Source organism: Sediminibacillus dalangtanensis (genome assembly GCF_017792025.1).
In the GTDB taxonomy this organism is placed as follows: Bacteria; Bacillota; Bacilli; order Bacillales; family Amphibacillaceae; genus Sediminibacillus; species Sediminibacillus dalangtanensis.
In genome coordinates, this window is the sequence record NZ_CP046956.1 from 22938 (window position 1) to 41368 (window position 18431).

Annotated in this window: 33 protein-coding genes and 1 pseudogene; all 34 read left to right on the forward strand. The window is 43.6% G+C overall.

All coding sequences use genetic code 11. The annotated features are described in order from the left end of the window. Positions 1-777: 777 nt before the first annotated feature. The 34 genes and pseudogenes from rpsJ to ERJ70_RS00270 all read left to right on the forward strand — a co-directional run bounded on the left by rpsJ (position 778) and on the right by ERJ70_RS00270 (position 18413). Positions 778-1086, forward strand: coding sequence for a 30S ribosomal protein S10 (gene rpsJ / locus ERJ70_RS00110; protein ID WP_026569043.1), 309 nt, complete (start codon positions 778-780; stop codon positions 1084-1086). Positions 1087-1116: 30 nt separating this feature from the next. After that, positions 1117-1746 carry a 50S ribosomal protein L3 gene (rplC, locus tag ERJ70_RS00115; RefSeq protein ID WP_026569044.1) on the forward strand — a complete coding sequence of 210 codons (630 nt, stop codon included), beginning with the start codon at positions 1117-1119 and terminating at the stop codon, positions 1744-1746. Positions 1747-1770: 24 nt separating this feature from the next. Then, positions 1771-2394, forward strand: a complete 624-nt coding sequence (rplD, locus tag ERJ70_RS00120) for a 50S ribosomal protein L4 (RefSeq protein WP_209366427.1) — start codon at positions 1771-1773, stop codon at positions 2392-2394. Next, a complete protein-coding gene (gene rplW / locus ERJ70_RS00125) occupies positions 2394-2684 on the forward strand; it encodes a 50S ribosomal protein L23 (RefSeq protein WP_026569046.1) in 291 nt (96 codons plus the stop codon). Before rplD ends, rplW begins: the two co-directional genes overlap by 1 nt. 31 nt (positions 2685-2715) lie before the next feature. Then, complete coding sequence (rplB, locus tag ERJ70_RS00130; protein ID WP_209366428.1) at positions 2716-3546, forward strand: 50S ribosomal protein L2; 831 nt, start codon at positions 2716-2718, stop codon at positions 3544-3546. Positions 3547-3603: 57 nt separating this feature from the next. Next, positions 3604-3882: a 30S ribosomal protein S19 gene (gene rpsS, locus ERJ70_RS00135; protein ID WP_026569048.1), complete on the forward strand. Its 279-nt coding sequence runs from the start codon at positions 3604-3606 to the stop codon at positions 3880-3882. 18 nt (positions 3883-3900) lie between these two features. Beyond that, the gene (rplV, locus tag ERJ70_RS00140; RefSeq protein WP_209366429.1) at positions 3901-4242 is read left to right on the forward strand and encodes a 50S ribosomal protein L22; all 342 of its coding nucleotides are present in this window, start codon (positions 3901-3903) and stop codon (positions 4240-4242) included. Positions 4243-4245: 3 nt separating this feature from the next. After that, complete coding sequence (gene rpsC, locus ERJ70_RS00145; RefSeq protein ID WP_026569050.1) at positions 4246-4887, forward strand: 30S ribosomal protein S3; 642 nt, start codon at positions 4246-4248, stop codon at positions 4885-4887. Between the two features lie 17 nt (positions 4888-4904). Beyond that, entirely contained in the window at positions 4905-5339 is a 435-nt protein-coding gene (gene rplP / locus ERJ70_RS00150; RefSeq protein ID WP_074601241.1) for a 50S ribosomal protein L16, read from the forward strand. Continuing rightward, the gene (gene rpmC, locus ERJ70_RS00155; protein ID WP_017473656.1) at positions 5329-5529 is read left to right on the forward strand and encodes a 50S ribosomal protein L29; all 201 of its coding nucleotides are present in this window, start codon (positions 5329-5331) and stop codon (positions 5527-5529) included. Before rplP ends, rpmC begins: the two co-directional genes overlap by 11 nt. Before the next feature lie 26 nt (positions 5530-5555). Next, positions 5556-5819, forward strand: coding sequence for a 30S ribosomal protein S17 (gene rpsQ / locus ERJ70_RS00160; RefSeq protein WP_026569052.1), 264 nt, complete (start codon positions 5556-5558; stop codon positions 5817-5819). Positions 5820-5861: 42 nt separating this feature from the next. After that, complete coding sequence (gene rplN / locus ERJ70_RS00165; RefSeq protein WP_074601242.1) at positions 5862-6230, forward strand: 50S ribosomal protein L14; 369 nt, start codon at positions 5862-5864, stop codon at positions 6228-6230. 35 nt (positions 6231-6265) lie between these two features. Further along, complete coding sequence (gene rplX / locus ERJ70_RS00170) at positions 6266-6577, forward strand: 50S ribosomal protein L24 (protein ID WP_074601243.1); 312 nt, start codon at positions 6266-6268, stop codon at positions 6575-6577. Between the two features lie 26 nt (positions 6578-6603). After that, on the forward strand, positions 6604-7143 hold the full coding sequence (gene rplE, locus ERJ70_RS00175) for a 50S ribosomal protein L5 (RefSeq protein WP_074601244.1): 540 nt from the start codon (positions 6604-6606) through the stop codon (positions 7141-7143). A gap of 30 nt (positions 7144-7173) precedes the next feature. Then, the gene (locus ERJ70_RS00180; protein WP_026569056.1) at positions 7174-7359 is read left to right on the forward strand and encodes a type Z 30S ribosomal protein S14; all 186 of its coding nucleotides are present in this window, start codon (positions 7174-7176) and stop codon (positions 7357-7359) included. 29 nt (positions 7360-7388) lie between these two features. Beyond that, a complete protein-coding gene (gene rpsH / locus ERJ70_RS00185; protein ID WP_074601245.1) occupies positions 7389-7787 on the forward strand; it encodes a 30S ribosomal protein S8 in 399 nt (132 codons plus the stop codon). A gap of 30 nt (positions 7788-7817) precedes the next feature. Continuing rightward, positions 7818-8354, forward strand: coding sequence for a 50S ribosomal protein L6 (gene rplF / locus ERJ70_RS00190; protein ID WP_074601246.1), 537 nt, complete (start codon positions 7818-7820; stop codon positions 8352-8354). Between the two features lie 32 nt (positions 8355-8386). After that, a complete protein-coding gene (gene rplR, locus ERJ70_RS00195) occupies positions 8387-8749 on the forward strand; it encodes a 50S ribosomal protein L18 (RefSeq protein ID WP_074601247.1) in 363 nt (120 codons plus the stop codon). A 21-nt stretch (positions 8750-8770) separates the two neighbouring features. After that, on the forward strand, positions 8771-9274 hold the full coding sequence (rpsE, locus tag ERJ70_RS00200) for a 30S ribosomal protein S5 (RefSeq protein ID WP_209366430.1): 504 nt from the start codon (positions 8771-8773) through the stop codon (positions 9272-9274). Positions 9275-9287: 13 nt separating this feature from the next. Further along, entirely contained in the window at positions 9288-9470 is a 183-nt protein-coding gene (gene rpmD / locus ERJ70_RS00205; protein WP_026569061.1) for a 50S ribosomal protein L30, read from the forward strand. A 31-nt stretch (positions 9471-9501) separates the two neighbouring features. Further along, positions 9502-9939: a 50S ribosomal protein L15 gene (gene rplO / locus ERJ70_RS00210; protein ID WP_026569062.1), complete on the forward strand. Its 438-nt coding sequence runs from the start codon at positions 9502-9504 to the stop codon at positions 9937-9939. Then, entirely contained in the window at positions 9939-11234 is a 1296-nt protein-coding gene (gene secY / locus ERJ70_RS00215; protein ID WP_209366431.1) for a preprotein translocase subunit SecY, read from the forward strand. The genes rplO and secY overlap by 1 nt, the downstream gene beginning before the upstream one ends. 91 nt (positions 11235-11325) lie before the next feature. Continuing rightward, complete coding sequence (locus ERJ70_RS00220; protein WP_209366432.1) at positions 11326-11979, forward strand: adenylate kinase; 654 nt, start codon at positions 11326-11328, stop codon at positions 11977-11979. 281 nt (positions 11980-12260) lie between these two features. Then, positions 12261-12581, forward strand: a pseudogene (locus ERJ70_RS20255) (type I methionyl aminopeptidase); the annotation flags it as partial. Positions 12582-12597: 16 nt separating this feature from the next. Next, positions 12598-12933, forward strand: coding sequence for a KOW domain-containing RNA-binding protein (locus ERJ70_RS00225; protein ID WP_074601251.1), 336 nt, complete (start codon positions 12598-12600; stop codon positions 12931-12933). Next, complete coding sequence (gene infA / locus ERJ70_RS00230) at positions 12911-13129, forward strand: translation initiation factor IF-1 (protein WP_062321807.1); 219 nt, start codon at positions 12911-12913, stop codon at positions 13127-13129. Before ERJ70_RS00225 ends, infA begins: the two co-directional genes overlap by 23 nt. Positions 13130-13158: 29 nt before the next feature. After that, positions 13159-13272: a 50S ribosomal protein L36 gene (gene rpmJ, locus ERJ70_RS00235; protein ID WP_003156543.1), complete on the forward strand. Its 114-nt coding sequence runs from the start codon at positions 13159-13161 to the stop codon at positions 13270-13272. 23 nt (positions 13273-13295) lie between these two features. Then, positions 13296-13661 (forward strand): 30S ribosomal protein S13, encoded by a 366-nt coding sequence (gene rpsM, locus ERJ70_RS00240; protein ID WP_209366433.1) that lies wholly within the window; start codon positions 13296-13298, stop codon positions 13659-13661. A gap of 23 nt (positions 13662-13684) precedes the next feature. Beyond that, positions 13685-14074 carry a 30S ribosomal protein S11 gene (rpsK, locus tag ERJ70_RS00245; protein ID WP_026569067.1) on the forward strand — a complete coding sequence of 130 codons (390 nt, stop codon included), beginning with the start codon at positions 13685-13687 and terminating at the stop codon, positions 14072-14074. A gap of 231 nt (positions 14075-14305) precedes the next feature. Beyond that, positions 14306-15250, forward strand: a complete 945-nt coding sequence (locus tag ERJ70_RS00250) for a DNA-directed RNA polymerase subunit alpha (RefSeq protein WP_209366434.1) — start codon at positions 14306-14308, stop codon at positions 15248-15250. 48 nt (positions 15251-15298) lie between these two features. Beyond that, positions 15299-15652, forward strand: a complete 354-nt coding sequence (rplQ, locus tag ERJ70_RS00255) for a 50S ribosomal protein L17 (protein ID WP_026569069.1) — start codon at positions 15299-15301, stop codon at positions 15650-15652. Between the two features lie 283 nt (positions 15653-15935). After that, on the forward strand, positions 15936-16775 hold the full coding sequence (locus ERJ70_RS00260; protein ID WP_209366435.1) for an energy-coupling factor ABC transporter ATP-binding protein: 840 nt from the start codon (positions 15936-15938) through the stop codon (positions 16773-16775). After that, positions 16751-17623 carry an energy-coupling factor ABC transporter ATP-binding protein gene (locus ERJ70_RS00265; protein WP_209366436.1) on the forward strand — a complete coding sequence of 291 codons (873 nt, stop codon included), beginning with the start codon at positions 16751-16753 and terminating at the stop codon, positions 17621-17623. Before ERJ70_RS00260 ends, ERJ70_RS00265 begins: the two co-directional genes overlap by 25 nt. Further along, a complete protein-coding gene (locus ERJ70_RS00270; RefSeq protein ID WP_209366437.1) occupies positions 17616-18413 on the forward strand; it encodes an energy-coupling factor transporter transmembrane component T family protein in 798 nt (265 codons plus the stop codon). The genes ERJ70_RS00265 and ERJ70_RS00270 overlap by 8 nt, the downstream gene beginning before the upstream one ends. Positions 18414-18431 lie beyond the last annotated feature (18 nt).

Below are 18431 nucleotides of genomic sequence, written 5' to 3' on the forward strand. Positions count from 1 at the left end.
CTAATGGCTTCTACCTCTTGAATATAAGGCTGGTTTCATTTCCTGTAGAGAATCTATAGTTAGCAACTGTTGTGATTAGCACTCTTTCGAATTTCAGAATGGTATAGGGAAACTCGTGCAGTTGAAAGTTGATCTCGTTTATGTAATAGAGCCTCCATCATGACTGCTCTAATTGCATTCTTAAGCTGTGCAAAAACAAACATCCAATCAGCGAGTGATAAATGATCCTTCCTGTTCCATCATCTGTTTTTTATATACAGTCTATTATGTCTATGCCGCTTATCATATTTCAGGATGATGCATCGAGATGGCCGTCCTCATCTCTTTTCTGGAGCAACTTCCTATAAAAATCATCGGCCAGGAAACTTTCGAAGCATTTTCAATGATTTACCACTAAAAACCATGAATAAAGCCTTGAAAACGAGGGTGGAACTCCTGTATAATACGGGAAGTGCCGTTGAAAATGCGCCTTATAGAAACTTTTCAAAAAGAGAAGGGGTGTGCTTGGCTACTTGATATGCTAGGAATCGAAGGATAACGCAAGCATTGATAGCCAGAAAATACCGAACTTTTCACATTGTTTTTTTGAATGGTTCCTTTCTTCATATTTAAGGTTGCAATGACCGCCATTATTCTATATAATAAGTAATGTTGGTCATAAAAGGCGATGATGCGGAAGGTTGTTGGCACACCCGGCCCCTTTGCCATGGCGGGGATGCCAAGGAATTTTCGCGGAGAATGTCTATTACAAAATGGGCGAAAAAAGGAGGGAAAATAATGGCAAAAGAAAAGATTAGAATTCGTTTAAAGGCGTATGATCACCGTATCTTAGATCAATCTGCCGAGAAGATTGTAGACACAGCGAAGCGTTCTGGAGCTAATGTATCCGGACCAATCCCGCTTCCAACCGAAAAATCCGTGTACACAGTGCTTCGTGCTGTACACAAATACAAAGATTCTCGTGAGCAATTTGAAATGCGCACACATAAACGTCTTATCGATATTGTAAGTCCTACACCGCAAACGGTTGACTCGCTAATGCGTCTGGATCTACCGTCTGGCGTGGACATTGAAATTAAATTATAAAGAAATCAAAGATATTAGGAGGTGTGACGGATGGCGAAAGGAATCTTAGGTCGAAAAATCGGCATGACACAACTTTTCAGTGAAGAAGGAGAATTGACTCCTGTAACTGTCATTCAAGCTGACCCGAACGTTGTTCTTCAAAAGAGAACCCTTGAGAATGACGGATACGAAGCAATTCAATTGGGTGTAGCTGATCAAAAAGAAACAAAGGCGAACAAGCCGGCAAAAGGGCATGCTGAAAAAGCGAACACAACAGCTAAGCGCTTCATTCGTGAAATCCGTGATGCTAACCTTGACGACTATGAAGTAGGCCAAGAGGTTAGTGTTGAGATTTTTCAAACTGGAGACAAGATTGACGTGACTGGAACTTCTAAAGGAAAAGGATTCCAAGGTGCAATCAAGCGCCACAATCAATCCCGCGGACCGATGACTCACGGTTCCCGTTACCACAGAAGACCAGGTACCATGGGTGCTATCGACCCAATGCACGTTTTTAAAGGTAAAAAACTTCCTGGACAAATGGGCGGAGAACAAGTAACACTTCAAAACCTTGAAGTAGTGAAAGTTGACGCTGAACGCAACCTGATCCTTGTAAAAGGTAACGTACCAGGAGCGAAAAAATCATTCGTTAAAATCACGAGTGCAGTTAAGGCTAACTAATCATAAACGAAGGGAGGATATGTCATGCCTAAAGTAGCACTTTATAACCAAGGCGGGTCACAAGTCGGCGATTTAGAACTTAATGATGCCGTTTTTGGAATTGAACCAAACACACACGTTTTACATGAAGCTGTTGTTATGCAACGCGCTTCTTTACGCCAAGGAACACACGATGTAAAAAATCGTTCTGAAGTAAGCGGTGGTGGACGCAAGCCATGGCGCCAGAAGGGTACAGGACGTGCTCGTCAGGGATCCATCCGCTCTCCGCAATGGGTAGGCGGCGGAACTGTATTCGGCCCTACACCACGCAGCTATAGCTACAAACTACCGAAGAAAGTCCGCAGGTTGGCGCTTAAATCTGCCCTTTCCACTAAAGTGAACGAAGAAAGCCTGGTTGTTCTTGAGAGCCTTGCGTTCGATGCGCCAAAAACAAAAGAAGTGGTAAACGTTCTTGCTGCTCTTAATGTAGATGGTAAAGCATTAATTGTAACTGCCGATCAGGACGAAGTTGTAGCACGTTCTGCTAACAACTTGCCAAATGTGAAGGTTTTGACTGTGAGCGAAGTTAATGTACTTGACTTGCTTACGCATGACAAGCTGATCTTGACAAAAGAAGCAGCTGAAAAAGCAGGGGAGGTGCTTGCATAATGAAGGACCCACGAGATATTATTAAGCGCCCGATAATCACGGAACACTCTGCTGACTTGATGGCAGAAAAGAAATACACATTTGAAGTGAACACCAAAGCAAACAAAACAGAGATTAAAGATGCTGTTGAGTTGATCTTTGATGTGAAAGTCGAAAAAGTCAACACAATGAATCTTAAAGGTAAATTCAAGCGGATGGGTCGTTACGGTGGTTACCGTCCAAACCGCAAGAAAGCCGTTGTGCAATTGACAGAAGACAGTAAAGAACTCGAATTCTTTGAAAGTGTATAAATAAAACCTATTAAAAAAGGAGGGAAACAAGATGGCGATTAAAAAGTATAAACCAACTTCTAATGGTAGACGCGGCATGTCAACATCCGATTTCGCTGAAATCACAACCGACAAGCCGGAAAAATCTCTGTTGAGCCCAATCCACAAACGTGGTGGTCGTAACAACCAGGGTAGATTAACAGTTCGTCATCAGGGCGGCGGCCATAAGCGCCAATATCGTATCATTGATTTCAAACGCGACAAAGATGGAATACCAGGACGCGTTGCTACGGTTGAATATGATCCAAACCGCTCCGCAAACATTGCATTAATCAACTATGCTGACGGTGAAAAGCGATACATCCTTGCACCTAAAGGTCTGACTGTAGGTACTGAAATTATTTCTGGACCAGAGGCTGACATCAAGCTCGGAAACTCGCTTCCACTGCAAAACATTCCAGTAGGTACTATCATTCATAACGTAGAATTGAAGCCTGGCCGCGGCGGACAACTAGCCCGTTCTGCAGGAGCTCAAGCACAAATTCTGGGACGTGAAGATAAATACGTATTGGTACGCTTGGTGTCTGGTGAAGTGCGTCTAGTACTTGGTACTTGCCGTGCTACAATCGGACAGGTAGGAAACGTCGAGCACGAATTGATCAATGTTGGTAAAGCCGGACGTTCTCGCTGGAAAGGCAACCGTCCAACTGTTCGTGGTTCTGTAATGAACCCTAACGATCACCCACACGGTGGTGGTGAAGGTCGTGCACCTATCGGTCGTAAATCACCAATGTCTCCTTGGGGCAAACCTACGCTTGGTTACAAAACGCGTAAGCGTAACAAGCCGACAGATAAATTCATCGTTCGTAAACGTAAAAAATAACGGGATTGAAAGGCGGGAGACAAACCCCGTCTGTCAATCGCAAAGGGAGGTTTATGTATGGGTCGCAGCTTAAAAAAAGGACCTTTCGCAGATGACCATTTAATGAAAAAAGTCGAAAAATTGAACGAAGACAACAAGAAACAAGTTGTGAGAACTTGGTCTCGTCGTTCTACTATATTCCCTAACTTTGTTGGTCATACCATCGCTGTATATGACGGTCGTAAACACGTACCGGTATATGTCACCGAAGATATGGTCGGACATAAATTAGGTGAATTCGCGCCAACCCGCACGTTCAAAGGGCATGCTGGCGATGATAAGAAAACAAAACGCTAATGAGAGGAGGCACTCTTGATGCAAGCTAAAGCCGTTGCGAAATCTGTTCGTATTGCTCCTCGTAAAGTTCGTTTAGTCGTAGATTTAATTCGAGGAAAAAAAGTCGGAGAAGCCGTTGCAATTCTAAATCATACACAACGCGGTGCTTCACCAGTTGTGGAGAAGGTACTGAAATCAGCTATCGCTAATGCTGAACACAATTATGAAATGAACCCGGATGATTTGGTAGTATCTGAAGCATTCGTAAACGAAGGGGTTACGCTGAAACGTTTCCGCCCTCGTGCAATGGGTCGTGCTAGTCAAATCAATAAAAGAACCAGCCATATCACTGTGGTTGTATCAGAACATAAGGAGGGATAATCAGTGGGTCAAAAAGTTAATCCTGTAGGACTTCGAGTCGGCGTCATCCGTGATTGGGAATCCAAATGGTACGCTGGCAAAGATTACGCAGACTTGTTACATGAAGACATTAAAATTCGTGAATATATCGAAAAGCGTCTCAAAGATGCAGCAGTTTCAAGCATTGAAATTGAACGTGCAGCAAATCGCGTGAACATTTCTATTTCAACTGCGAAGCCAGGAATGGTTATCGGTAAAGGCGGTTCTGAAGTAGAAGCATTGCGTAAATCTTTGAACGCTTTGACTGGCAAGAGAGTTCATATCAATATCGTTGAAGTGAAGAAAGCAGATCTTGACGCTACATTGGTAGCTGAAAACATCGCACGTCAATTGGAAAACCGTATTTCTTTCCGTCGTGCTCAAAAACAAACGATCCAACGCGCTATGCGTGCGGGAGCTAAAGGTATTCGTACGCAAGTTTCCGGTCGTCTTGGTGGAGCAGACATTGCCCGTGCAGAACATTACAGCGAAGGAACTGTACCACTTCACACACTTCGCGCTGACATTGACTATGGTACTGCTGAAGCAGATACTACGTATGGTAAACTTGGTGTCAAAGTGTGGATTTATCGTGGAGAAGTCCTTCCAACCAAAAACAATCAATAAGGAAGGGGGAACGCATTATGTTAATGCCTAAACGTGTAAAATATCGTAAACAACACCGCGGCCGCATGACTGGTAAAGCGAAAGGCGGCACGACTGTTGCATTTGGTGAATATGGACTACAAGCTATAGACGCTTCTTGGATTACAAGCCGTCAAATCGAGGCTGCTCGTATTGCAATGACCCGTTACATGAAGCGTGGCGGTAAAGTTTGGATCAAAATTTTCCCAGACAAACCTTATACTGCTAAACCTCTTGAGGTTCGGATGGGTTCCGGTAAAGGTGCTCCTGAAGGATGGGTCGCAGTAGTAAAACCAGGTAAAATCATGTTTGAAATTGCCGGAGTTTCTGAAGAAGTAGCACGTGAAGCATTGCGTCTTGCTTCTCATAAACTGCCGATCAGAACGAAATTTGTAAAACGTGAAGAAATTGGTGGTGAAATCAATGAAGGCTAATGAAATCAGAGAGTTAACCACTGCCGAAATTGAACAAAAAGTTAAATCTTTAAAAGAAGAGCTATTCAACTTGCGTTTCCAACTAGCCACCGGCCAATTGGAAAACACCGCACGTCTTCGTGAAGTTCGTAAATCGATCGCACGCATGAAAACTGTTGTACGTGAAAGAGAACTAAGCGTTAATAACTGATAAACCCGAGAGGAGGTTAGCCTCACATGAGTGAACGTAACAATCGTAAGGTCTATAACGGCCGTGTAGTATCAGATAAAATGGATAAAACCATTACCGTATTAGTCGAAACCTACAAGTTCCATAAGCTTTATGGAAAACGTGTTAAGTACTCCAAAAAATTCAAAGTGCATGATGAAAACAACCAAGCAAAAATCGGCGACGTTGTGCGCATCATGGAAACTCGTCCGCTTTCAGCTACAAAGCGTTTCCGTCTAGTTGAAATCGTTGAAGAAGCGGTTATTATTTAATAAAGTTCGCTCGGAAGGATTCCGAAGGGAGGTTCAAGCAGTATGATTCAACAAGAAACTCGTTTAAAAGTTGCAGATAACTCAGGAGCACGTGAAGTGCTTGCAATTAAAGTGCTGGGCGGTTCCGGCCGTAAAACTGCCAATATCGGCGATGTGATTGTGTGTACGGTGAAACAAGCAACACCAGGCGGCGTTGTTAAAAAAGGTGAAGTCGTGCGTGCTGTCATTGTCCGTTCTAAAAGCGGAATGCGCCGTAAAGACGGTTCTTACATTCGATTTGATGAAAATGCAGCGGTAATTGTACGTGAAGATAAAAGTCCGCGCGGTACTCGTATCTTTGGACCAGTAGCACGTGAATTGCGTGATGCTAAATTCATGAAAATCGTTTCCCTAGCTCCAGAAGTACTATAAGCGAATTAAAAGCCTTGTAAGGAGGTGCAGCAAGCATGCATGTTAAAAAAGGTGATAAAGTTCAGGTAATAGCAGGCAAGGATAGCGGCAAACAAGGCACTATTCTCGAAGCTTACCCGAAAAAAGAGCGCGTGTTGGTCGAAGGCATCAATGTCGTGAAGAAGCACGCAAAACCTTCTCAGGATAACCCGCAGGGCGGAATTCTTAACCAGGAAGCACCTATCCATGTTTCCAATGTAATGCCGATTGATCCGAAATCCGGCGAACCAACCCGTGTTGGACATGAAGTGCGCGATGGTAAGAAAGTCCGTATAGCTAAAAAATCCGGTGAAGCATTAGATAAATAAATCAGCGGTGAAAGGAGGGCTACTCGATGAACGAATTGAAAAAAAGATACCAAGAGGAAATCGTTCCTTCATTGGCAGAAAAATTTAATTATGACTCAGTAATGCAAGTGCCTAAAATCGAAAAAATCGTAATCAACATGGGTGTGGGTGATGCGGTTCAGAACACTAAAGCGTTGGATAACGCTGTGGAAGAACTTTCGCTTATCTCCGGACAACAGCCAGTGGTTACAAAAGCAAAGAAATCAATTGCAGGATTCCGTTTGCGTGAGGGAATGCCTATCGGGGCAAAAGTAACCCTTCGCGGTGAGCGTATGTACGAATTCCTTCAAAAGCTGATCGGGGTATCATTGCCACGTGTGCGTGACTTCCGTGGTATCTCTAAGAAAGCATTTGACGGACGCGGTAACTATACGCTTGGTATTAAAGAACAATTGATTTTCCCGGAAATTAATTATGACAAAGTCAATAAAGTTCGTGGTATGGACGTAGTTATTGTAACTACTTCTAGTACTGACGAAGAAGCACGTGAACTTTTAGCTCAGCTTGGCATGCCTTTTCAAAAATAAGCATTAGAGCTAACACAAGGAGGGAAAATTGTGGCTAAGAAATCAATGATTGCGAAGCAAAAACGCAAACAGAAATTTAAAGTACAAGAGTACACACGTTGCGAACGCTGCGGACGTCCACACTCTGTATTGCGCAAATTCAAACTTTGCCGTATTTGTTTCCGTGAACTTGCCTATAAAGGTCAAATTCCTGGTGTCAAAAAAGCAAGCTGGTAATCCCCGATCAGGGAAGGAGGTAATGAATAATGGTTATGACAGATCCAATCGCAGATATGCTTACTCGTATTCGTAATGCCAACATGGTACGCCATGAGAAGCTAGAGGTGCCTGCTTCTAAGCTTAAAAAAGAGGTTGCAGACATTCTTAAGCGTGAAGGCTTCGTGCGCGATTACGAATTTATCGAAGATAACAAACAAGGTGTTCTACGTATTTTCCTTAAATACGGTACTAATGAAGAAAGAGTCATTTCCGGGCTGAAGAGAATCAGTAAGCCAGGATTGCGTGTCTATGCTAAAGCCGACGAAATACCGAAAGTATTGAACGGACTTGGCATCGCAATTGTTTCTACTTCAAAAGGCGTTTTATCTGACAAAGAAGCACGTGCGCAAGCAATTGGCGGCGAAGTGCTAGCATATATTTGGTAATTTATTCAGACAAGATAGGAGGTGCTTTGAATGTCTCGTGTAGGTTTTAAAATTTTGGAAATCCCAGAGGGTGTGGAAATCAAGCAAGATGGAAACACCGTTACAGTTAAAGGTCCTAAAGGAGAGCTTTCCCGTACTTTCCATCCGGACATCGAAGTGAAAATCGAAGATAATGTTCTTACTGTAGAGCGTCCGAGCGACAGTAAAGAACATCGCGCCCTGCATGGTACTACCCGCAGCTTGATCGGCAATATGGTTGAGGGAGTCCATAAAGGTTACGAAAAAAGCCTGGAGATTAATGGTGTAGGTTACCGTGCTACGAAGCAAGGTGACAAGGTAGTCATTAATGCAGGTTATTCCCATCCAGTGGAAATCGAACCACGGGAAGGAATCGAAATCGATGTTCCTGCCAACACAAAAGTTACCGTTAAAGGTATCGATAAAGAATTAGTCGGAGCTGTAGCGGCTAATATCAGAGCCATTCGTCCGCCTGAACCTTATAAAGGGAAAGGTATCCGTTACGAAGGCGAATATGTACGTCGTAAAGAAGGTAAAACTGCAAAATAAGGTAGGTTAGGGAACAGAAAGGAGTGACCTAGATGATCACAAAGCCTGACAAGAACGTTGTGCGTAAAAAACGCCATACTCGTGTACGTAAAAATCTGTTCGGAACAGCTGAACGTCCACGTCTGAACGTTTATCGTTCAAACAAACACATCTACGCACAGCTAATCGATGATATAAACAGCAAAACTTTGGCAAGTGCATCTACTGTAGACAATGATCTTAACCTGGACGCAACAGGTAATGTAGAAGCCGCTCAAAAAGTAGGCGAATTGCTTGCTAATCGCGCAATTGAAAATGGACACAAGAATGTGGTATTCGACCGCGGAGGTTACTTATACCATGGACGTGTAAAAGCATTGGCAGATGCTGCTCGTGAAGCAGGTCTTGAATTTTAATAGAAAAAGGAGGGACATATATTGCGTACTAACATTGACCCGAACAAATTAGATATCGAAGAACGTGTAGTTACTATCAACCGTGTCGCAAAAGTAGTAAAAGGTGGACGTCGTTTCCGTTTTGCTGCACTAGTTGTGGTTGGCGACAAAAACGGTCATGTAGGATTTGGTACTGGTAAAGCACAGGAAGTACCAGATGCAATCAGAAAAGCAATCGACGATGCGAAGAAAAATCTAATTACTGTACCAATCGTAGGAACAACTATCCCCCACGAAATTACTGGCGGATTTGGCGCAGGAAGCATCCTGATGAAGCCTGCTGCAGAAGGTGCCGGAGTTATCGCAGGCGGACCTGTCCGTGCGGTACTTGAACTTGCTGGTATTGGTGATATCCTTTCCAAATCACTTGGATCCAACACACCAATCAACATGGTTCGTGCTACAATCAATGGATTGAGCGAACTGAAGCGTGCAGAAGATGTTGCCAAACTACGTGGTAAGTCAGTAGAAGAACTGTTAGGATAAGGAGGGAAATCACATGGCTAAAAAGTTAGAAATTACCCTCACGCGCAGTGTTATTGGCAGAAGTGAAGGCCAAAAGCTTACAGTCAAGACACTTGGCTTGAATAAAATCCGTCAATCGGTAGTCCGTGAAGATACTCCTGCCGTCAGAGGCATGATCAATAAAGTATCTCACTTAGTATCGGTAAAAGAAGTATAATTAACGAATAGCGCAAAGAGGAGGTGCTCGCATGAAACTTCATGAATTGAAGCCAGCAGAAGCTCGCAAAAAACGTAATCGTGTAGGCCGAGGAATGTCTTCAGGTAATGGAAAAACAGCTGGGCGCGGACATAAAGGACAGAAGGCTCGTTCAGGCGGCGGTACTCGTCCTGGTTTCGAGGGTGGTCAAATGCCTTTGTTCCAACGTCTGCCTAAGCGTGGATTTACCAACATTCACCGCAAAGAATTTGCGATCGTCAATTTGGACACTCTTAACCAATTCGACGAAGGCACAGAAGTTACACCTGAGCTTTTACTTGAGACTGGTGTTGTCAGCAAGCTAAAAGCCGGCATTAAAGTTCTTGGAAATGGAAATATTGAAAAGAAACTTACCGTAAAAGCTCATAAGTTCTCTGCTTCAGCGAAAGAAGCTATTGAAGCAGCGGGCGGTCAAACAGAGGTGATTTAATGTTCCGTACAATCTCCAATTTTGTGCGCGTGGGTGACATTCGTCAAAAAATCGTATTCACCTTGTTGATGCTGATCGTATTTCGGCTTGGTACGTTTATTCCTGTACCGTTTACCAATCGCGATGCCATCGGTGATATGAATGAACAAAGCGTGTTTGGCTTTTTGAACACGTTTGGCGGTGGGGCATTGCAAAACTTCTCCATTTTCGCAATGGGGATCATGCCTTACATTACCGCTTCGATTATCATGCAGTTGTTACAAATGGATGTTGTACCAAAATTTACCGAGTGGAAAAAGCAAGGTGAAGTAGGGCGGAAGAAATTAGCTCAATTCACAAGATATGGAACGATTATTCTTGCTTTTATCCAGGCTGCTACCATGTCTATCGGCTTTAACGCCATGACAAATGGAATGTTAATAGTAGACCCTGGGTTTGGAAAGTTCGCAGTTATCGCGCTTGTTTTAACAAGTGGAACCGCCTTTCTTATGTGGCTTGGTGAACAAATCACAGCCAATGGTGTAGGAAATGGGATTTCGATCTTAATATTCGCCGGTATTGTTGCGGCAATTCCAAATGGAATAAATCAAATTTTTGAACAGTATTTTGGCGGAGATGTCGGCGATGATCTGTTTATCAACATAGTCATTGTCGCCTTGATTGTGTTGGTGGTTTTGGCAGTGGTTGTCGGAGTGGTCTTTATCCAGCAGGCATTGCGTAAAATCCCGATTCAGTACGCCAAACGTTTAGTAAATCGTTCGCCAGTAGGCGGTCACTCTACGCATTTACCGCTAAAAGTAAATGCAGCTGGAGTAATCCCGGTTATCTTTGCTGTCTCCTTTATCATTGCACCGAGAACGGTTGCCGGATTCTTTGGAAATGACGGCATGGCGGGAACGATTCAAACTATCTTTGACTATACACAGCCAATAGGAATGGTGATTTACGTAGCCTTAATCATTGCTTTCACTTATTTCTATACATTTGTTCAAGTGAATCCTGAACAAATGGCTGAAAACCTGAAAAAACAAGGCGGATATGTTCCTGGCATACGCCCGGGTAAAAATACCGAAACGTATTTGACCCGTGTAATGTATCGACTTACTTTTGTAGGAGCTTTGTTTTTAGCAGCCGTTTCTGTACTTCCGTTAGTCTTGGGCAGTCTTGCTAATCTGCCGCAGACAGTACAAATTGGCGGAACAAGCCTCTTGATTGTTGTAGGAGTTGCTTTGCAGACGATGAAACAACTAGAGAGCCAGCTTGTCAAACGCCACTACAAAGGCTTTATCAAGTGAACCGGTCATGCTGTCCTTGCTGATGCCTTGCATGTATAGCATGGCAGCAAACCGAGTTTCTTTAGAAGAAATGAGAGCGAGGGGAAAGTCATTGAATTTAATCCTGATGGGACTGCCAGGTGCCGGTAAAGGGACACAGGCAGAAAAAATAGTTGATAAATATCAAATCCCTCATATCTCAACAGGAGATATGTTCCGTTTAGCTATTAAAGAAGGAACGGAGCTCGGTAAGCAAGCAAAATCTTATATGGATCAAGGGGAGCTTGTCCCTGACGAGGTCACTATTGGTATTGTCCGTGAGCGGTTAAGCAAAGATGACAGCCAAAAGGGCTTCCTGTTAGACGGTTTTCCTAGAACGATTGCCCAAGCAGAGGCTTTGGAAAATCTTTTGGCAGACATGGGGAAATCCCTCGACTATGTTTTACACGTAGATGTGCCGAAAGATCAACTTATCGAGCGATTAACTGGCAGAAGGATTTGTCCGACCTGCGGAGCTACTTATCATGTTCAATTTAATCCGCCACAAGTAGAGGGGATTTGTGACCGTGATGGTACAGCACTGATCCAACGGGATGACGATAAGCCGGCAACAGTTAAAAAACGTCTTGAAGTGAACGTAGAACAAACACAGCCAATGCTTGATTATTATCAGCAAAAAGGTTATCTCGCTGAAATCAATGGTGCCCAGGATATCGATTTGGTCTTCCGGGAAATTGATGAAAAGCTACAGAACCTTTTTCAATGATATTGGCAATACATCCTGTGAAACGTGAGATGCTGCCGGTCCGTTAGTCTTTCTTAAGACACATCAAATCGGCGAATTGCGTTAAACTGAGTATATTGGTGCGGGATTTGGATAATATTGCTGAAAGGTAGATTCAGCAAGGTGATGCAATTCCAGTGCATACAAGGTATAATGGATTTCGCAGGAGATTTGCGCATCAGTTATTGACGAGCTTGTGCAAGGAACGCCGGATAACCGGAAACCGTAGAATGCTTAATATGCTGAAACGAGTTGAGCCCGGGAAACAAACATCCTATCATGGCGATTCGGCTTGGATGTATCCTGTCGATATAGTCGATAGCGATATGAACAATCTGCTGCTGGTAACAAAGAGGCCTTATGAGAGGTTTGTAAAAGGCAAAGCCAGGTGTCCGCCTTTCTAATATATCGCATGCCAAGCAAGGCATGGTCCTTGCCATTGAACCAATGGTGAATGCAGGAGAATCAACTGATCTCTTGCAGATGATTGGACAGTTGTCACCCAAAATGGTAAAATGTGTGCTCACTTTAAACACACCTTTGCCATTGCCAAAGAAGGTTTTCAAATATTAACAAAAGCCTAAGTGAAGGTGATTGTGGTTGAGTGAATCAGAGTCGAGTCCGCGAATAGGTCAAGTTGTTCGTATTGCACGGGGACGGGAAGCTGGTCAATTTGCGATCGTCATTCAAATGCTTGATGATCGATTTGTCTTGCTTGCTGATGGAGAAAAAAGAAAATATGATCGGCCGAAGAAGAAGAATCTGCATCATATTGAATTAATGGATTATATCTCTCCAGAAGTCCAGAACAGCCTTCTAGAAACTGGTCGCGTAACAAATGGTAAGCTGCGTTTTGCTCTATCAAAATTTGTCAATGAAGTAGTGACTGATTTGAAGAAGGGAGATCAACTCGATGGCGAAAGACGATGCAATTGAAGTGGAAGGAACCGTTGTTGACACGTTACCTAATGCGATGTTCAAAGTTGAATTAGAAAACGGTCATACTGTTTTAGCTCATGTCTCTGGAAAAATTCGTATGCATTTCATCCGGATTCTTCCTGGAGATAAAGTGACGGTTGAGCTTTCCCCATATGATTTAACAAGAGGACGTATCACGTACCGTTATAAATAAATGCTCCGATCCAAAAGGAGGTATGGATGATGAAGGTAAGACCATCTGTAAAACCAATTTGTGAAAAATGTAAAGTTATTCGCAGAAAAGGCAAAGTCATGGTAATCTGTGAAAACCCTAAGCATAAACAAAAACAAGGCTAATTTAAAGGAGGTGCACGTATCTAATGGCACGTATTGCTGGTATTGATATTCCGCGTGATAAACGTGTAGTGATTTCCCTTACCTATATCTATGGTATTGGTAAATCAACTGCAAAAGAAGTGTTGAAAGAGGCTGGAGTTTCAGAAGATACACGAGTTCGTGATTTAACCGAGGATGAACAAGCTAGAATTCGTCAAGCAGTAGAACGGTTCACTGTAGAGGGTGATCTTCGCCGTGAAGTATCCCTGAACATCAAACGCTTGATCGAAATCGGTTCTTATCGTGGCATCCGCCATCGCAGAGGGCTTCCATTGCGTGGACAAAGAACGAAGAACAACTCTCGTACTCGTAAAGGCCCACGTCGTACAATCGCTAACAAGAGAAAATAAGCTAAAAGGAGGTTAGTTAATCAATGGCACGTAAAACAAATACACGTAAACGTCGTGTGAAAAAGAATATTGACAGTGGTATAGCTCATATCCGTTCAACTTTCAACAACACTATCGTGACAATCTCTGATGTTCAAGGTAACGTTGTAAGCTGGAGCAGCGCTGGCGCTCTTGGTTTCAAAGGTTCCCGTAAATCGACTCCTTTTGCTGCGCAGATGGCTGCTGAAGCTGCTGCAAAAGCAGGAATGGAGCACGGTTTGAAAACCTTGGAAGTAACAGTTAAGGGTCCTGGTGCTGGACGTGAAGCAGCAATCCGTTCACTTCAAGCAGCAGGTTTAGAAGTTACAGCTATTCGTGACGTAACGCCAGTTCCTCACAATGGCTGCCGCCCACCAAAACGTCGTCGTGTTTAATTTATCCGTATATAATTTGTCACCCTGTCTATAATGGGTTATGATAGCTAAAAATGCAGGAGACCAGATAGAGATCGCTGATCTAGTCTGGTTACCCTACAGCATCGCAAATGACAGAAAAGCATACGAAGTTGCATAGTGCAGAGAACGGTAACTGCCTACCTGGGGAATTTCGGTTAGACCAATAACGTCTAACCGGGGTTTCGACGTTTTGAAGGAGGGTTTTAATTAATGATTGAGATTGAAAAGCCAAAGATTGAAACGGTCGAGGTGAGCGATGACGCTACCTTTGGCAAGTTCGTCGTAGAACCGCTTGAACGTGGATATGGTACTACACTAGGAAACTCCTTGCGTCGTATCCTTTTATCCTCACTTCCTGGCGCTGCTGTGACATCGATTCAAATTGATGGGGTGCTTCATGAGTTTTCTACCATTGATGGAGTAGTAGAAGACGTGACAACCATTATTTTGAATTTGAAAAAGCTGGCTCTTAAAATCTATTCTGATGAAGAAAAAACATTGGAAATCGATGTTCAGGGAGAAGGAAAAGTTACAGCTGCCGACATTACTTATGATAGTGATGTGGAAGTATTGAACCCGGATCTTCATATTGCTACATTGGGCGAGAACGCTCACTTTCGTATGAAGATTGCAGCTGAACGCGGCCGCGGATATCGTCCAGCAGAAGCAAACAATCATGAAGATTTGCCAATTGGTGTCATTCCGGTAGACTCGATTTTCACTCCGGTGGAACGAGTGACTTACCAGGTGGAAAACACGCGTGTCGGCCAGATCACCAACTTCGACAAATTGACGTTGGATGTTTGGACTGATGGAAGCATACAACCCGAAGAGGCTGTTTCATTGGGCGCTAAGATTTATACGGAGCATCTTAATATTTTCGTAGGGCTTACGGATGAAGCACAAAGTGCGGAAATCATGATTGAGAAAGAAGAAGATCAAAAAGAAAAAGTTCTTGAAATGACAATCGAAGAATTGGATTTATCGGTCCGTTCTTATAATTGTCTTAAGCGTGCCGGCATCAATACGGTACAAGAGCTTGCTCATAAGTCAGAAGAAGATATGATGAAGGTTCGCAATCTTGGCCGCAAATCATTAGAAGAAGTAAAACATAAACTAGAGGATCTTGGTCTAGGATTACGCAAAGAAGATTGATAAATGAATAGACACCTTTAGATATTTCGAAAAAGGGAGGGATAATCCATGGCTAGAAAACTAGGTCGTACAACCGATGTGCGTATGGCACTACTTCGCAACCTTGCCACAGACTTGATTATTCATGAACGATTAGAAACTACTGAAGCGAAGGCAAAAGAACTTCGCTCCGTTGTTGATAAAATGATTACGCTTGGTAAGCGCGGTGATCTTCATGCCCGCCGTCAAGCAGCTGCATTCCTATACAATGCAGAAGCGAACGAAAACGAAGATGTCATCCAAAAGCTATTTTCTGATATCGCTGCTCGCTATGAAGAGCGTCAAGGCGGTTACACTCGAGTCCTTAAGCTGGGACCTCGTCGTGGAGACGGTGCAGAAATGGCGATTATCGAGTTGGTTTAATTTTAAAAGCAATTGCTTGAAGGGCAGGACAGAATCTCTTCCATGAGGTGAATCCCAGCCCTTTTTTGTTTTATCAGAATTTGAAATGTCTGGATTAGTCGGCCTACTTTCTGGAGGTCTTAAGTCAAACCTCTGAGCGACAGGGGAACCGCCACTCGAGTTTGTTCTTCATCTCTCGGGTTTTTCAAGGTGCTTGAGTTCTTCTTTAAATGTCTAGTTGAGTTTTTTCGACAGATTTTATTTCCGGGGAAATATCCGTCCAACAGCCAAAGGAGAGTGGAAGATGGGGAAGAAGGTAATGAAATTTCAGGATGTCTGGTTTCGTTATGGAGAAGATTTGCCATGGGTGCTGCAAGATGTCAGCTTTGAAATCAGTGCATCCGAATGGGTGGCGGTGATCGGTCACAATGGGTCTGGTAAGTCAACGATTGCGAAGCTGATGAATGGGCTTCTATTTCCACAGAAAGGGAAAATTCTGATCAATGGACTCGAAGTAAATGAAGAAACCATTTGGGATGTCCGAAAGCAAGTCGGAATGGTCTTTCAAAATCCGGATAACCAGTTTGTCGGCACTACTGTACGGGACGATGTTGCTTTTGGCTTGGAAAACAGAGGAATTCCTAGAGAAGAAATGATCAGACGGCTGAAAAGTAGTCTTGCAGCAGTAAGAATGGAAGACTTTGAGTTACAGGAACCCCATCGTTTATCCGGTGGTCAAAAACAACGAGTAGCGATAGCGGGGGTATTGGCCGTTTCTCCGCAGGTCATTATTTTAGATGAAGCTACTGCCATGCTTGATCCGAGTGGTAGAAAGGAAATAATCGAAACAGTAAAAACGGTAAAAGAACAAGATGATGTATCGCTTGTCACGATCACGCACGATCTGAATGAAGTGACGTTGGCGGATCGGGTGCTTGTGATGAATGAAGGGAAGGTATGGATGGAAGCTCCTCCGAGAAGCATTTTTGCCAAACGGGATGAACTAAAAGAAATAGGTTTGGATATACCTTTTGTTACAAAACTTTCTGCTGAATTGACTGATCGGGATGTTATTCTGGATTCAGAACCTTTAAACCACGACGAGCTGCTGGAGGAACTATGGAGATTTCATTTAAACAGGTAAGCTATACGTATCAACCCAATACACCATTTGAACACAGAGCCATCAATGACCTTAGCATGGATGTCTCTTCAGGATCTTTCACCGCCATCATCGGGCACACAGGATCGGGAAAGTCAACATTGATCCAACACTTGAACGGTTTGTTGAAGCCTTCCTCTGGTGAAGTGACCATAGGTCCTTACCGCCTGCATGCTGAAGCTAAGCTTAAGGGAATCAAAGAACTCCGCAGCAAGGTTGGGATTGTTTTCCAATATCCTGAACATCAGCTGTTTGAGGAAACGGTCTTCAAGGACATTGCTTTTGGCCCTTTGAACTTTGGGGTGGACCGTCAAGAGGTCGAGAAGCGTGTAGGCCAGGCAATGCAAGCTGTCCAGCTGCCGGAAGAGTTGCTTGCCCGATCACCTTTTGAGTTAAGCGGGGGACAAATGAGGAGAGTCGCAATAGCCGGGGTACTGGCTGTTCAGCCCGAGCTGCTTGTTTTGGACGAGCCTACCGCAGGACTGGATCCGAAAGGGCAAAAAGAGATGATGGATATGTTTCATCATCTTCATAAACAAAAAGGTTTGACGACTATTTTGGTCACCCACAGTATGGAAGATGCTCTGGCCTATGCAGATCATGTCATCATTCTAAATAAAGGGGAAAAGTATTTGGAGGGTAAGCCTGCAGAGGTTTTTACCAGACAACAGGACCTCCAAAAGGTGCAACTCGATGTACCGGAAGTTATCCAATTCATCATGAAAGTGAAAGATAGATTTCAAGTTGACCTATCCTATCATGGGCAGACAATCAAGGAATTGGCGGAAGAGTTAGCGTTGATCGTGAAAGGGGCAAGTCGATATGAATAATGCCTTTATTATAGGTCAATATGTCCCAGGAGAATCCATCGTCCATCGATTAGATCCGCGTACCAAGATGATCATCATTTTTTTATTTGTGATCGTGGTGTTTTTTGCAAATTCTGTCTGGAGCTATGGATTATTGACCGTGTTTTCCCTGCTATGCGCGCTTACAACCCGCATTCATTTTTCTTATATACTTAAGGGGCTTACCCCAGTCTGGTTTTTGATTGTCTTTACGCTGCTGCTGCATTTAATCGTCACAAAAGAAGGGGAAGTTCTCTTCCGTGTTTTTTCCTATCCGATTTATTCCGGGGCTGTTGCACAAGGAGCTGCCATATCGTTGCGGTTTTTCCTGTTAATCATGGTTACCTCGCTCCTTACTTTAACGACGACTCCAATCGAAATCACCGATGCCATCGAAAGCTTGCTACAGCCATTGAAAAAAATAAAGTTTCCTGTGCATGAGCTGGCCTTGATGATGTCGATTTCTCTCCGGTTCATCCCCACTTTAATGCAGGAAACAGAGAAAATCTCCAAGGCACAGGCCTCCAGAGGAGTGGATTTCCGTACCGGTACCGCTAAAGAGCGGATTCAGGCAGTCGTTCCCTTATTGGTTCCATTGTTCATCAGTGCGTTTAAACGGGCAGAAGAGTTGGCGATGGCCATGGAAGCAAGAGGATATCAAGGCGGTGAAGGCAGGACAAAGCTGAGAGAACTGAAAACCGGCCGGCTGGACATCAGCGTATATGCGCTGTTTGCTGTTGTGGTTATTTTATTATTTATCATACGTGACTGAGAAAGTGGGTTTAGAAGA